Origin of the sequence: Serratia proteamaculans, from assembly GCF_013337185.1 — a bacterium.
GTDB classification, from domain to species: domain Bacteria; phylum Pseudomonadota; class Gammaproteobacteria; order Enterobacterales; family Enterobacteriaceae; genus Serratia; species Serratia proteamaculans_D.
The window spans coordinates 406,752-421,928 of sequence record NZ_SWDE01000003.1; the positions used below are offsets into that span (position 1 = coordinate 406,752).

12 protein-coding genes are annotated in these 15,177 nt (G+C 53.0%); 8 read left to right on the plus strand and 4 right to left on the minus strand.

Annotated features, from left to right (window positions below; genetic code table 11):
- Positions 1-9: 9 nt before the first annotated feature.
- Genes leuC through leuA form a run of 3 tightly spaced genes read right to left on the minus strand, consistent with a single transcriptional unit; the run spans position 10 to position 4,080 of the window.
- Positions 10-1,410, minus strand: coding sequence for a 3-isopropylmalate dehydratase large subunit (gene leuC, locus FCL49_RS15465; protein WP_174354258.1), 1,401 nt, complete (start codon positions 1,408-1,410; stop codon positions 10-12).
- A 1-nt stretch (position 1,411) separates the two neighbouring features.
- Positions 1,412-2,503, minus strand: a complete 1,092-nt coding sequence (gene leuB, locus FCL49_RS15470; RefSeq protein WP_174354259.1) for a 3-isopropylmalate dehydrogenase — start codon at positions 2,501-2,503, stop codon at positions 1,412-1,414.
- Positions 2,504-2,505: 2 nt separating this feature from the next.
- Complete coding sequence (leuA, locus tag FCL49_RS15475; RefSeq protein ID WP_017891594.1) at positions 2,506-4,080, minus strand: 2-isopropylmalate synthase; 1,575 nt, start codon at positions 4,078-4,080, stop codon at positions 2,506-2,508.
- Between the two features lie 888 nt (positions 4,081-4,968).
- Here leuA and leuO point away from each other — a divergent pair.
- The 5 genes from leuO (at position 4,969) to cra (ending at position 12,102) form a co-directional block, all read left to right on the plus strand.
- The gene (gene leuO, locus FCL49_RS15485; RefSeq protein ID WP_174354260.1) at positions 4,969-5,916 is read left to right on the plus strand and encodes a transcriptional regulator LeuO; all 948 of its coding nucleotides are present in this window, start codon (positions 4,969-4,971) and stop codon (positions 5,914-5,916) included.
- Positions 5,917-6,378: 462 nt separating this feature from the next.
- A complete protein-coding gene (locus FCL49_RS15490; protein ID WP_174354261.1) occupies positions 6,379-8,187 on the plus strand; it encodes an AMP-dependent synthetase/ligase in 1,809 nt (602 codons plus the stop codon).
- A gap of 317 nt (positions 8,188-8,504) precedes the next feature.
- Positions 8,505-10,223: an acetolactate synthase 3 large subunit gene (gene ilvI / locus FCL49_RS15495; RefSeq protein ID WP_174354262.1), complete on the plus strand. Its 1,719-nt coding sequence runs from the start codon at positions 8,505-8,507 to the stop codon at positions 10,221-10,223.
- A 2-nt stretch (positions 10,224-10,225) separates the two neighbouring features.
- On the plus strand, positions 10,226-10,717 hold the full coding sequence (gene ilvN / locus FCL49_RS15500; protein ID WP_174354263.1) for an acetolactate synthase small subunit: 492 nt from the start codon (positions 10,226-10,228) through the stop codon (positions 10,715-10,717).
- Positions 10,718-11,097: 380 nt separating this feature from the next.
- Positions 11,098-12,102, plus strand: coding sequence for a catabolite repressor/activator (gene cra, locus FCL49_RS15505; protein ID WP_085120221.1), 1,005 nt, complete (start codon positions 11,098-11,100; stop codon positions 12,100-12,102).
- A gap of 33 nt (positions 12,103-12,135) precedes the next feature.
- On the opposite strand, the gene FCL49_RS15510 is transcribed toward cra, so the two are convergent.
- Complete coding sequence (locus tag FCL49_RS15510) at positions 12,136-12,576, minus strand: L-alanine exporter AlaE (RefSeq protein ID WP_174354264.1); 441 nt, start codon at positions 12,574-12,576, stop codon at positions 12,136-12,138.
- A gap of 871 nt (positions 12,577-13,447) precedes the next feature.
- On the opposite strand from FCL49_RS15510, the gene mraZ reads away from it, so the two are divergent.
- From mraZ to ftsL, 3 genes are read left to right on the plus strand one after another with little or no spacing between them, the layout of a single operon-like run.
- Entirely contained in the window at positions 13,448-13,906 is a 459-nt protein-coding gene (gene mraZ / locus FCL49_RS15515) for a division/cell wall cluster transcriptional repressor MraZ (protein ID WP_135315101.1), read from the plus strand.
- A gap of 2 nt (positions 13,907-13,908) precedes the next feature.
- The gene (gene rsmH, locus FCL49_RS15520; RefSeq protein ID WP_135315102.1) at positions 13,909-14,850 is read left to right on the plus strand and encodes a 16S rRNA (cytosine(1402)-N(4))-methyltransferase RsmH; all 942 of its coding nucleotides are present in this window, start codon (positions 13,909-13,911) and stop codon (positions 14,848-14,850) included.
- On the plus strand, positions 14,847-15,167 hold the full coding sequence (gene ftsL, locus FCL49_RS15525) for a cell division protein FtsL (RefSeq protein ID WP_012005204.1): 321 nt from the start codon (positions 14,847-14,849) through the stop codon (positions 15,165-15,167). Before rsmH ends, ftsL begins: the two co-directional genes overlap by 4 nt.
- Positions 15,168-15,177 lie beyond the last annotated feature (10 nt).

The window sequence follows — 15,177 nt, forward strand, 5'->3', positions numbered from 1 at the left end:
TAGCCTTCCTTAGTGAATGTCACGGATATCGGCGAAATGACCGGCAATAGCGGCCGCAGCGGCCATTGCCGGGCTGACCAGGTGAGTACGCCCACCGCGGCCCTGACGCCCTTCAAAGTTACGGTTGCTGGTGGAGGCACAGCGTTCGCCGGGGTTCAGGCGGTCGTTGTTCATCGCCAGACACATCGAACAGCCCGGCAGGCGCCATTCAAAACCGGCATCGATAAAGATTTTATCCAGGCCTTCGGCTTCCGCCTGCGCTTTTACCGGGCCGGAGCCGGGAACCACGATGGCTTGAACACCGCTGGCAACCTTGCGGCCTTTGGCGATGGCAGCCGCTGCACGCAGGTCTTCAATGCGTGAGTTGGTGCAGGAACCGATAAATACTTTGTCGATCGGCACTTCCGTCAGCTTGATGCCCGGTTTCAGATCCATATAGGCCAGGGCTTTTTCGGCCGAGGCACGCTCACCCGGATCGCTGAATGACTCAGGGGCGGGGATGGTCTGGTTGACGGCGATAACCTGCCCAGGGTTGGTGCCCCAGGTCACCTGTGGCGCGATGTCTTCCGCGCGCAGGGTGACGACGGTATCGAATTTGGCATCGTCATCGGATTTCAGCGTGCGCCAGTAGGCAACGGCCTGTTCCCAGTTGTCGCCGGTTGGCGCAAACTGGCGGCCCTTCAGGTAATCAAAGGTGGTGTCGTCCGGCGCAACCAGCCCGGCTTTGGCACCCATTTCGATCGCCATATTGCACAGCGTCATGCGGCCTTCCATGCTCAACGCCTGAATGGCCTTGCCACAGAATTCCACTACGTGGCCGGTGCCGCCGGCGCTGCCGGTTTTGCCGATCACCGCCAACACGATGTCTTTGGCGGTGATGCCATCGGCCGCGTCGCCGGTTACTTCAATTTTCATGGTCTTGGCGCGGCCCTGCTTCAGGGTTTGAGTTGCCAGCACGTGCTCCACTTCAGAGGTGCCGATACCAAACGCCAGCGAACCGAAAGCCCCGTGAGTCGCGGTGTGGGAGTCGCCGCAGACGATGGTCATACCCGGCAGCGTCATGCCCTGCTCTGGGCCGATCACGTGTACGATGCCCTGATACGGGTGGTTCAGGTCATACAGCAAGACGCCAAACTCTTCGCAGTTCTTGATCAGTTCCTGCATCTGAATGCGAGCCATCTCGCCGCTGGCGTTGATGTCTTTGGTTTGGGTAGAGACGTTGTGGTCCATGGTGGCAAAAGTCTTGCCCGGCTGGCGCACTTTTCGGCCCATGGCACGCAGGCCGTCGAATGCCTGCGGTGAAGTCACTTCGTGTACCAGGTGGCGATCGATATACAACAGCGGGGTTTCTTCCGGTGCTGAGTAGACCACGTGGGCATCGTATAATTTCTGATATAAAGTTTTAGACATGTTATGCCCCCTGGGCGACAAAGCGGGCGATGATGTCACCCATTTCATCGGTGCTGATAGCTGGGCCGACACCGGCCAGATCGGCGGTGCGGTAACCTTGTTCCAGTGCCTGATTGATGGCGTGCTCAACGGCGTCGGCCGCCTCTGTAGCGCCCAGGCTGTAACGCAGCAACAGGGTGGCAGACAGGATTTGGGCGATCGGGTTGGCAATGCCTTTACCCGCGATATCCGGCGCTGAACCACCGGCCGGCTCATACAGACCAAAGCCCTGTTCGTTCAGGCTGGCGGAAGGCAGCATGCCCATCGAACCCGTGATCATCGCGCATTCGTCGGACAGAATGTCGCCGAACAGGTTGGAACACAGCAGCACGTCGAACTGCGACGGGTCTTTGATTAACTGCATGGTGGCGTTGTCGATGTACATGTGCGACAGCGACACGTCCGGGTAATCCTGGGCGACCTGATTAACCACTTCGCGCCACAAAATGGAGCTTTGCAGTACGTTGGCCTTATCAATCGAGGTCACTTTGTTGCGACGCTTGCGGGCAGACTCGAAGGCGATGCGGGCAATGCGCTCGATCTCGAAGCGGTGATACACCTCGGTATCGAAGGCGCGCTCCTGCTGGCCCTGGCCTTCGCGGCCTTTCGGCTGGCCAAAGTAGATGCCGCCGGTCAGTTCACGCACGCACAGAATATCGAAACCGCGGGCGGCGATATCGGCGCGCAGTGGGCAGAACTCTTCCAGACCCTGATACAAACGGGCAGGGCGCAGGTTGCTGAACAGTTTGAAGTGTTTACGCAACGGCAGCAAAGCGCCACGCTCAGGCTGTTCCGCTGGCGGCAGGTGTTCCCACTTCGGGCCACCGACCGAGCCGAACAGGATAGCGTCGGCCTGCTCGCAACCGGCGAGGGTGGCCGGGGGCAGCGGGCTGCCATGGCGATCGATGGCGATGCCACCGACGTCATACTCTGATTCGGTGATGCGGATATCAAAGCGCTGACGCACTGCGTTCAACACTTTACGCGCCTGGGCCATTACTTCCGGGCCGATTCCGTCTCCGGGCAAGACGGCAATGTGGTAAGTCTTCGTCATGTTCACACCGTTTCCTGATTATTTTGATGTTTGCTTTGCTGCAGACGCTGTTTTTCTTTTTCTACCTGCTGGGAGCGCCAAATGTTGTTCAATACGTGCACCATCGCCTTGGCGGAGGATTCCACGATGTCGGTCGCCAGACCCACGCCGTGGAAGCGGCGGCCGTTATAGGACACCACGATATCTACCTGGCCCAGTGCGTCACGGCCCTGGCCTTTGGCGGTTAACTGGTACTTCACCAGTTCGATGGGATAACCGGTAATGCGATTGATGGCCTGATAAACCGCGTCAACCGGCCCATTACCGGTGGCCGCTTCGGCCTTTTCTTCTTCGCCACAGATCAATTTCACCGATGCGGTGGCCATGATGCTGCTGCCTGACTGCACGCTGAAGTAGTCCAGGCTGAAATGCTCGGGTTCTTCCTGCTGTTTATTAATGAAGGCCAGAGCCTCCAGATCGTAATCGAATACCTGACCTTTCTTATCGGCCAGCTTCAGGAAGGCGGCGTACAGATTGTCCAGGTTGTAGTCCTGCTCTTTGTAGCCCATCTCTTCCATACGGTGTTTCACCGCGGCGCGGCCGGAACGAGAGGTCAGGTTCAACTGCACATCTTTCAGACCTATGGTCTGTGGTGACATGATTTCGTAGTTTTCACGATTTTTCAGCACGCCGTCCTGATGAATGCCAGAAGAGTGAGCGAAGGCATTGGAACCCACGATAGCCTTGTTGGCAGGGATCGGCATGTTGCACAGCTGGCTGACGATTTGGCTGGTGCGGAAGATTTCCTGATGGTTGATGTTGGTGTGCACGTTCATGATGTCCTGGCGCACTTTGATCGCCATGATCACTTCTTCCAGCGAGGTATTACCCGCGCGCTCACCAATGCCGTTCAAGGTGCCTTCTACCTGGCGAGCACCCGCCTGCACCGCGGCAATGGAGTTGCCGACCGCCATACCCAGGTCGTCGTGGCAGTGCACAGAGATAATGGCTTTATCGATATTCGGTACGCGGTCATACAGGGTAGTAATAATGCCACCAAACTGGTTCGGCGTGGTGTAACCCACGGTATCAGGAATGTTAATGGTGGTGGCACCGGCGTTAATGGCGGCTTCTACCACGCGGCACAGGTTATCGATTGGTGTACGGCCTGCGTCTTCACAAGAGAATTCTACGTCGTCGGTGTAATTACGGGCGCGTTTCACCGAGCGGATCGCCATCTCCAGCACTTCGTCGAACGAGCGCTTCAGTTTTGATTCAATATGCAGGGTTGAGGTGGCCAGGAACACGTGAATACGGAAGGCTTCGGCTACGCGCAATGCTTCGGCTGCGACGTCGATATCTTTATCCACGCAACGGGCCAGGCCACATACGCGGCTGTTTTTAATCTGGCGGGCGATGGTTTGCACCGATTCAAAATCGCCCGGCGAGGAGACCGGGAAGCCGACTTCCATGACGTCGACACCCATTCTTTCCAGCGCCATCGCGATCTGAATCTTCTCTTTCACGCTCAGGCTGGCTTGCAGCGCTTGTTCACCATCACGCAGCGTTGTATCGAAAATAATGACTTGTTGGCTCATCAGGGTGGTTCCTTATCGTGTTTATTTCACGCTAAGCGGGTAAAAAAAAACCCGCGCAGTAGCGCGGGTTTGTTATGAGGTGGGCTGAATCAGCTCTGAACTGCGTCCACCGGCATACCGCGCAAACAAGATGCGTTAAGTAGTAGGCCTAGTAGACGGAAAGTAGAGTTCATGGCGGTTCAGCTTCTCTAAAATAGTTTCGTTGCCTAATTTGATACGTTATTGGCTTGGTTATGTCAACACCTGATTGAAAATGAGGGTACTCCTTTACCTTCAGATTAACGGGCCTGTGCGATCAGAGGATAATTCGGTAAAAAATGGTATTGTCAGATAAAAAGTAAGGGAGGATTTGCGAGCCTGTTAGCATAAATTAAATGAATATATATCGCCGCAATTGCTTCTGATGTTGATTGGGTTAAAATTAAAGATGCAAAACTGCTGAAGGCGTGCTAGGGAAAATTAAAAGTGTGAGTTTTGTATTCTTGATATCAATGCGTTGGCAGTCAGTTATGTATTTTGTGAATTAATCATAAATCTGATTGGTATTAGAGGATGAAGATAATGTGCGCTAATGAATGGAGTGTGATCGTGAACGCTGTATTTAACGATGTGATTAAGGATAACTGGTAAATGATAGCGAGACTATGGTCTATTGCAGTAACGTCTATTTTGATGCAGTACGAGATTACTCTCTGTTAGAAGAAATGAACTTAATATGTATTAGAACAAAACCTTAACCATGTTTGTATATAGGATGATGCTTGAGCTCGGTTTTAAATGAATGGAGCAAGAGATAACTAATTCTACCGTATGAGATTAAGATGGCGATGCCTTGTCATTTTTATTATGCGCGGGGAATTATCTACACAGGACTTAGTGGAGTGGGATATGTCGGAATGTAATTCAGGAGTTGTTATCGATAAAGAAACCAGCGAACTGCATTTACGCAGCGTCGATCTGAATTTGCTCACCGTGTTTGATGCCGTTATGCAGATGCAGAATATTACCCGGGCAGCGAGTTTTTTGGGGATGTCGCAGCCGGCAGTGAGCAACGCCGTTGCACGTTTAAAGCTGATGTTTAATGATGAGCTGTTCGTCCGCTGTGGGCGTGGGATCCAGCCCACGGTGCGGGCTAAGCAACTGTTTGGGCCGGTTCGTCAGGCGTTGCAGTTGGTGCAAAATGAGTTGCCCGGCGCGGAGTTTGAGCCCTTTACCAGCGAGCGAGTCTTCTCTATCGCCATTTGCAGCCCGCTTGATTTGCGTTTGGGGGCTACCATAATCAATCACATGAGAGAAATAGCGCCTCATACCCATTTGAAAATAAAATCATATATAACCAATAACATCGATAACCAATTACGCTACCAGGAGGTTGAGTTCGTTGTTGGCTATGCCAGCTTTGAATCTTCAGAGTTTAAAAGTATGGCGCTTTTTGATGACGAGTTGGTGCTGGTGGTTTCCAGGAAACATCCGAGACTAGATAAGTCCATCACGCCGGAACAAATCTTGGCGGAGCAACATGCAGTGGTTTCACTCGAGAGTTTTTACTCTTTCAGCAAACCCTACTATATAGAAGAAGCCATGCAACGAGTCGTGGCTCAACAGTGTACTGATTTATACAGCGTGCTGAATATAGTATCCAGTACTGACATGATTGCCATTGTTCCGGCCTGGCTGGCTCGACAGCAGGCTGAATTATTGAAGCTGCGTTTTATTCCTTTACCCTGGAATGAAAACAAGGTGACCTGTTATCTTTCCTGGCATGAGTCGGCTGAACGGGATAAGGGGCATCAATGGATGAAAGTGATGCTTGGCCAGTCAGAGTTGACTGAATAAATTAGCTTGTTATTACCCCCGAGGTGGTAGTTTTCCATTGGGGGAATAATTTTTCCGTGCGTTAGCTAAGAATTATCTTGGGTTTATCTAAGATATATCTTGGCTTACCTGAGCTAAATTAACCGCTTCCGAAATATTTCGATAGTTTCATTAAAAATTACCATTATAAAATTATATGCTGATATATTTATTCCAGCTGGTGTTTTTATCTGTTTCCCCCGAAGCCTGTCGACCCCCCATTTTGTGAGCTAAATAAAACCTTTTCATTGCCCTTCTGTCCAACTGGAGGATGCGGTGAAATTAACCTGAGTTTTAGCTCACAGTTCTACGCTGAAATCTCTTTTCCCGCCGCCACAGAGTAGGTAGACTGCGCGAAAAAAAGTAAACACGTGTAAGCTGAGATGCAGAGCCAGATGTCCTGCTCAACGCTAACTGTTTGATTCATTTCAGGCTCAGGGCGCTATGATCAATAATCTGCTGCAATACCATTTAACTCACCGTATACAGCACCAAATTTCCCAGCGTGCCGATCGCACAGCTTTTCGCCAATGGTCTCCCAGCGGCGAGAGCCAACTGACCTGGCGGCAGGTCGATACGCATATCAACCGCATCGCCAGTGCGCTGCTGGCTTTGGGTACCGACGTGCAGGAACGTATCGCGATCTTTGCCAATAACTGCATGCCCTGGTCGCTGGCGGATTTGGCCGTGCTGCGGTTACGTGGGGTCAGCGTACCGCTGTATGCCACCAATACGCCGGCCCAGGCGGCTTTTATCATTAATGACGCCGATATCCGCATTCTGTTTGTTGGCGAGCAGGCTCAACTGGACGCAGCCATCGCATTACGCGGTGTCTGTCCGCAACTGATCCACATTATTGTATTTGATGACGCTGCCGATCTGCGCGGTTGTGAAATTGCTCAGCACCTGAGTACTTTTGAGCGCGAAGCCGATCTGGCGGCGTTTGAATCGCAGTTACAGCAACGTATTGCCGATTGTGATTTACGGGATCTGTTCACGCTGATCTATACCTCCGGTACCACCGGCGAACCCAAAGGGGTGATGCTGGATTACCGTAACCTGGCGGCACAGCTTTATCTGCACGATGAGCGGCTGACGGTAAATGAAGAAGATGTCTCTCTCAGTTTCCTGCCGATGTCGCATGTGTTTGAACGCGCCTGGAGCTTCTTCATTATGCATTCCGGCGCGCAAAACGTGTTTTTGCCGAATACAGACTGGGTGCGTGAAGCCATGACGGCGGTACGCCCGACGCTGATGTGCGCGGTACCGCGTTTCTACGAAAAAATCTTCAGTGCGGTGCACGAGAAAGTTGCGCGTGCCCCCTGGTTGCGTCGCGCTCTGTTCCATTGGGCGATTGTCTGTGGTGAACGCAAGTTTTTACAGGAACGTGCCGGTAAACCCCTGGGCAAGCTGTTTGATCTTTCCCACCGCTGGGCCGACAAACTGGTGCTGAGCAAACTGCGCGGGATCCTCGGTGGGCGGGTGCGCTTCTTGCCGGCCGCCGGTGCCAAACTGGACGACAACGTCATTCTGTTTTTCCAGGCGATGGGCATCAACATCAAATATGGCTATGGAATGACCGAGACCTGCGCCACCGTTTCCTGCTGGGAAGAGGGCAATTTCCGCTTTGGCTCGATTGGCAAGCCGCTGCCGGGGGTTGAGGTGCGTATTGGCGAGGAAAATGAAATTCAGGTGCGTGGGCCGGTGGTAATGCGTGGTTATTTCAATAAGCCGCTGGAAACCGCCGCCTCCTTTACTGCCGATGGCTGGTTGAAGACCGGTGACGCCGGTGCCATAGATGAAGGGGGAAATCTGTTTATCACCGAGCGTCTTAAGGATCTGATGAAAACTTCTGGCGGCAAGTACATTGCCCCGCAAATGCTTGAAGGCACGCTGGCGCAGGATCGCTTTATCGAACAGGTGGCGATCATCGCCGATGCCCGCAAATTTGTCTCCGCCTTGATTGTGCCCAGTTTTGAATCGCTGGAAGAATATGCCAAGTCCATCAACCTGAAATACCAGGATCGGCTTGAACTGCTGCGCCATAGCCATATTCTGGAAATGTTTGAAAGCCGTCTGCGTGAGATGCAAAAAGAGTTGGCTCGGTTCGAACAGGTGAAGAAGTTTACCCTGCTGCCGGCGGCCTTTTCGATGGAGTTGGGTGAGCTGACGCCAACACTCAAGTTGCGTCGTAAGGTGATTTTGCAGCGCTACCAGAGTGAGATTGACTCGATGTACCAGGATAAAACTTAATCCTGCTGCCGGGACAGATGAGCCGGTTAAAAAAACAGCATCATTCTTGCCTGATATAGTTCTGTAATTCTCCACCTGACTGAAACAATGCCTAGCCCGATTTGCCGGCGGCTAGTGCATTGTTTTTGTAAATCCCCGATCCCCAGCCCGTTGCCAGTAACCTTTCTGTTATTGTGCCATTTTGCCGTTTGCCTGCCTTATCTTCTGACGTTATGTTAATGGGTTATAGTCAATCCATAAAAATTTTGGGGTATTGCCCCACAACAGGTGCCACGTTCCGGTGCCAGATAAGAATAAGTTAGCCTGGAGGCAAACCCATGGAGATGTTGTCAGGAGCCGAGATGGTCGTCCGATCGTTGATCGATCAAGGCGTTAAGCATGTATTCGGTTATCCGGGCGGGGCGGTACTCGATATTTACGACGCCCTGCATACGGTCGGAGGTATCGACCACATATTGGTGCGCCATGAGCAAGGCGCGGTGCATATGGCCGATGGCTATGCGCGTGCGACCGGTGAAGTGGGGGTGGTGCTGGTGACCTCTGGCCCTGGAGCGACCAATGCTATCACCGGTATTGCAACCGCCTATATGGACTCCATTCCGATGGTGGTGCTTTCCGGTCAGGTTCCCAGTTCGCTGATTGGCTATGATGCCTTCCAGGAATGCGACATGGTCGGGATTTCGCGCCCGGTGGTGAAACACAGCTTCCTGGTCAAACGTACCGAAGATATCCCCGGCATCCTGAAAAAGGCTTTTTATCTGGCCTCAACCGGTCGACCTGGACCGGTGGTGATCGACTTGCCGAAAGACATCGTGGGCCCGGCAGTGAGAATGCCTTATGCCTATCCGCAGGAAGTGAGCATGCGTTCCTATAACCCGACGGTGCAAGGGCATCGCGGGCAGATCAAGCGGGCATTGCACACCATTCTGACGGCTAAAAAGCCTGTCATGTACGTTGGCGGCGGGGCGATCAACTCGGCCTGTGACGCAGAGCTGCTGGAACTGGCGGAGAAGCTGAATCTGCCGGTCACCTGTACCCTGATGGGGTTGGGGGCCTTCCCCGGCACACATCGTCAGAGCGTGGGCATGCTCGGCATGCATGGGACTTATGAAGCCAACAAAACCATGCATAATTCTGACGTGATCTTTGCCGTCGGCGTGCGTTTTGACGATCGCACCACCAACAACCTGGCCAAATACTGCCCGAATGCTACCGTGCTGCATATCGACATTGACCCTACCTCAATTTCCAAGACGGTAGATGCCGATATTCCGATTGTCGGCGACGCCAAACAGGTGTTGACCCAGATGCTGGAACTGCTGGCGCAGGAAGATAAGGCGCAGGATCACGACGCATTGCGCGACTGGTGGCAGTCTATCGAACAGTGGCGTGCGCGTGATTGCCTGGGCTACGACAAAAACAGCGGCACCATTAAGCCGCAGGCAGTGATCGAAACGCTGCATCGGCTGACCAAGGGGGACGCTTATGTCACCTCCGATGTCGGCCAGCACCAGATGTTCGCCGCACTCTACTATCCGTTCGACAAACCACGCCGTTGGATCAACTCCGGCGGATTGGGCACCATGGGCTTTGGTTTGCCGGCGGCGCTGGGCGTGAAGCTGGCGCTACCTGACGAAACCGTGGTCTGTGTCACCGGCGATGGCAGCATCCAGATGAACATTCAGGAGCTGTCCACCGCGTTGCAATACAACCTGCCGGTGATCGTGGTGAATCTTAACAACCGCTATCTGGGCATGGTGAAGCAGTGGCAGGACATGATTTATTCCGGCCGTCACTCCCAGTCTTATATGGATTCCCTGCCCGACTTCGTCAAACTGGCGGAGGCTTACGGCCACGTGGGCATCGCCATTCGCACGCCGGATGAACTGGAAAGCAAACTGGCTCAGGCGCTGGCCGAGAAAGAGCGCCTGGTGTTTGTCGACGTGACCGTCGATGAAACCGAACATGTTTACCCAATGCAGATTCGTGGTGGAAGCATGGACGAAATGTGGTTAAGCAAAACGGAGAGGACCTGATCATGCGCCGTATTTTATCTGTATTGCTGGAAAATGAATCCGGTGCGTTATCGCGGGTGGTGGGCTTGTTCTCTCAGCGCGGTTACAACATTGAAAGCCTGACGGTAGCACCGACCGACGATCCCACTTTGTCACGTATGACGATTCAAACCGTCGGCGATGAAAAGGTATTGGAGCAGATCGAAAAACAGCTGCATAAGCTGGTAGACGTGCTGCGCGTTAGCGAACTGGTGCAGGGTGCTCACGTTGAGCGTGAAATCATGCTGGTGAAGCTGCAGGCCAGCGGGTATGGCCGTGAAGAGGTGAAACGCTGCGCCGACATTTTCCGCGGTCAAATCGTTGACGTCACGGCCACGCTGTACACCGTTCAGTTGGCGGGCACCAGCGACAAGCTGGATGCGTTCCTGAGCGCGGTGCGTGAAGTGGCCGAAATTGTTGAAGTGGCGCGTTCCGGTGTGGTCGGCGTGTCACGCGGCGATAGAATCATGCGCTGAGGCGTGATATTGGCATAATCTAAGGGCGCGGCCAGGCTGCGCCCTTAGGTTGCTGACAAAACAGGAAAAAGCGTGGTTTTTCCTGTTTTGTGGTGATCGGACGAAAATCAATAAATTGATTTTCCTGATTTTTTATTTATCAACCTCTACTCGCTCTGGGCAGGAATGAGGTTTGTCATCAGTCTGAGGGCGCAGCCAGGGTGCGCCCTTTGTTTTTCGGTGTTTTTTGCCCGTTTGCTGGCACCTTTCGGCAAAAGCGGTTGCTAGGCAGTGTTTTCTGCTGTTAGATCGCAGAGGCTGGATTGAATAACCGCACAGGATGCGATGGTTAATCCGAGCATGGCTTTCACTTCTATTTTCAGCGTCATTAAGGGGTTTACGTGAAACTGGATGAAATCGCGCGTCTCGCAGGCGTTTCGCGCACCACGGCCAGTTATGTCATCAACGGCAAGGCGAAGCAGTATCGTGTCAGCGATAAAACCGTCGAAAAAGTGATGGCCGTGGTCAGGGAGCACAACTATCACCCGAATGCCGTCGCGGCAGGGCTGCGCGCCGGGCGAACTCGTTCTATCGGTCTGGTGATACCGGATCTGGAAAACACCAGCTATACCCGCATCGCCAATTATCTGGAGCGTCAGGCCCGTCAGCGCGGTTACCAACTGTTGATTGCCTGTTCGGAAGATCAGCCGGATAACGAAATGCGCTGTATTGAGCATCTGTTGCAACGCCAGGTCGACGCGTTGATTGTTTCCACCGCCTTGCCGCCGGAGCATCCGTTCTATCAACGCTGGGCCAATGATCCGCTGCCGATTATCGCACTGGATCGGGCGCTGGATCGCGAGCATTTCATCAGCGTGGTAGGGGCCGATCAAGAGGACTCCTTCGCACTGGCGCAAGAACTTCGCACCTTCCCGGCGGAGTCGGTACTGTATCTGGGAGCATTGCCGGAGCTTTCCGTCAGCTTCCTGCGTGAACAGGGCTTCCGCGAAGCCTGGCAGGATGACGAAAGACACGTCGATTATCTGTATGCCAACAGCTATGAGCGTGAGGCGGCCGGCGTACTGTTTGCCGAATGGCTGAAAACCCATCCAATGCCCCAGGCGTTGTTCACTACCTCATTCTCTTTACTGCAAGGGGTGATGGATGTGACGCTGAAGCAACGAGGCCGTTTGCCGACCGATCTGGCCATCGCTACCTTCGGCGATCACGAGCTGTTGGACTTCCTTGAGTGTCCGGTTCTGGCGGTCGCTCAGCGCCACCGTGACGTGGCCGAGCGGGTACTTGAACTGGTACTGGCCAGCCTGGATGAGCCGCGTAAACCCAAGCCGGGTCTGACGCGTATTCGCCGTAATTTGTTCCGCCGCGGCAGCCTTAGCCGGAAATAAGCCCAAACAGGAGCGCCCCGTTGCGCTCCTGCTTCACACGTAGCCCGCCACCCTGAACAACCTTCTGCAGTATTCGAGAAAATAGCCATACACCACGCCCATTGCCATTGATACCACTGCGTTGCTGGTCACCGCCGTGATGATTTGTTGCCCATCAGCGCCGACGCTCCATAAGATGGCGGCATAGACCGGTGATTGGAAACTGACATAGGCCAACAGATCGGCCAGGTTACGCAGTAAAAAGGGGGGGCGATGGAAGCGCCTGGCGACACGAATAAACAGATCGCGATAGCGCCCATAAGGCCAGGCGATCAGGATATTTACCGGGATCGACAGCAAACGGGACGAGAGTGATTGTTGAAAGCTCATGCCGGACACCAGAATTTCTATCGCCATACCGGCGATGAAGCAGTACACCACCAGTGCAAAGGTATCGGCAGCGGCGCTGCGCCAGTGAGCAACAGGCGAAAGCATGATGCAATCTCCATGATTATTGGTTAATATTCTGTTAATTTGTTATTTTTTAGTTGTTAAATCTGGTGTTTTCTTCTTCTTGTAGTTTACACTTCTGTCTTGAATTGGCTAAGTAGCTGAATATTTTTATTTAAGGGCGTTGCGTGGTTTTTGTGCTGAGCTCAGGCTAGGGAATATGGCGCGAAGGGATTAAAAGTGGATGAGTTTAAATTATTCAATTAAAAACAATGAGTTGCATTATTTGTTGCGAAGGGGCGCTTTTTCACAGTAAAAATTGTGGGAATAAATGATGTAAGGAAATGAAACCATAATTGTAAACAGGTATTTTGAGAATAATCTTACTAAATTGATTTAAATAGAAAATAGCTCTGCTCGTAATATCCGAGTCATTTATTTTTTCAGTGAACTTATCACCAAGGCTTTAATTGAAGTAAAATAACGGCCGGCCCGGAGCCTAATAACCGTTGAGTGTTATTAACTCAATGGCTTAAGCCCTATTTCGACTTTAGGGCGAGTTTGCGCCGAGCCTTGTCCGGTGCGGGTCGCACCGGGTTACAGGGATGTGATTGCCGAGCTAAAAAATGAGACATCGATTGCAGAAGGAAGTATTGAGTTAATTAATCGCCAATTTGTCAGGTTTTTAATCACGCTCTTTCCGCTTAGAAATTTCTCCCCGTTTATCATGATGTTAATTTTTAATCATCTAATAAATAGCGTTCCTTTCGCGAGCTAGCTCCCAAAATGACCGAAGAAATATTGCCAAAGCGCTGGCGCTCTGGCTTGACAAGGTTTTCATACCCTCCGTAAACTCCATTATGTGGGAATTTGTGGGGTAAAGTGGTGAAAACGGTCGTGGAGGGGTAGCTCAGGCATGTTCCGTGGAGCAACGATGGTTAATCTCGACAGCAAAGGGCGGCTTGCCGTACCCACCCGTTACCGGGAATTGCTGAACGAGCAATCGCTAGGCCAAATGGTTTGTACCATTGACCTCCATCAGCCCTGCCTACTGCTTTACCCACTGCCCGAATGGGAAATTATTGAGCAAAAGTTATCCCGTCTGTCGAGTATGAATCCCGCCGAGCGCCGCGTTCAGCGTTTGCTGTTGGGACATGCCAGTGAGTGTCAGATGGATAGCGCCGGTCGGTTGCTGTTAGCGACAACGCTACGCCAACACGCCGGGCTTACCAAAGAAGTGATGCTGGTCGGGCAGTTCAACAAGTTTGAACTGTGGGATGAACAGACCTGGTATCAACAAGTCAAGGATGATATTGACGCAGAACAGTCGACTCAGGAACCGTTGTCTGAGCGGCTACAGGACTTGTCGCTATAAGCATGTTGGAAAATTATAAACACACCACCGTACTGTTGGATGAGGCGGTTAACGGCCTTAATATTCGCAGTAACGGCATATATATCGACGGTACTTTTGGCCGCGGTGGCCATTCGCGTCTGATTCTGTCCCAGTTGGGGCCGGAAGGGCGTTTGCTGGCAATTGACCGCGACCCACAGGCGATTGCAGCCGCCAAGTCTATTGAAGATCCTCGTTTTAGCATCGTACACGGCCCTTTTTCTGATTTGTCACACTATGTGCGGGAACGCGAACTGGTGGGGCAGATTGACGGCATTTTACTCGATCTGGGCGTTTCGTCGCCGCAGTTGGATGACGCGGAACGCGGTTTCTCCTTCATGCGTGACGGGCCGCTGGATATGCGTATGGACTCCTCAAGCGGTCAGTCCGCCTCCGAGTGGCTGATGAAAGCGGAAGCCGACGACATTGCCTGGGTGCTGAAAACCTTTGGCGAAGAGCGTTTCGCCAAGCGTATCGCTCGCGCCATCGTGGAAAGAAACCAGGTCGACCCGATGACTCGTACCAAACAGCTGGCCGATTTGATCGCCAACGCCAGCCCGTTCCGGGACAAGCACAAACACCCGGCAACCCGCAGTTTCCAGGCGATCCGTATCTACATCAACAGTGAGTTGGAAGAAATCGAACGTGCGCTGGACGGCGCGCTGGAAGTGCTGGCTCCGCAGGGGCGCCTGTCGGTGATCAGCTTCCACTCGCTGGAAGACCGTATCGTTAAGCGCTTTATGCGCCATCACAGCCGCGGTGCTCAGGTACCGGCCGGTATTCCGCTGACCGAAGCGCAATTGCGCAGTATGGGCGGACGCACGCTGAAAGCGCTGGGCAAGATGATGCCAGGGGATGCCGAAGTGGCGGAAAACCCGCGCGCACGTAGCTCGGTGCTGCGTATTGCCGAGAGGATGCCCGCGTGATTGGTAACGAGCGCCACGGCCTGGTCGGGGTGATTGGCGGCGATCTGCTGCGTAACGCCAAGATCCCGTTGATTTTACTGATTGCCTCGCTGGTGTCAGCGGTGTTTGTGGTGACTACCGCGCACCGCACCCGTTTGCTGACCGCCGAGCGCGAGCAGCTGGTTTTAGAGCGAGATGCTCTGGACATTGAGTGGCGCAACCTGATCCTGGAAGAGAATGCTCTTGGGGACCACAGTCGGGTAGAGCGCATCGCTACTGAAAAACTGCAGATGCAACATGTTGATCCATCGCAGGAAAATATCATCGTTAAACAATGAATGGTTTAAC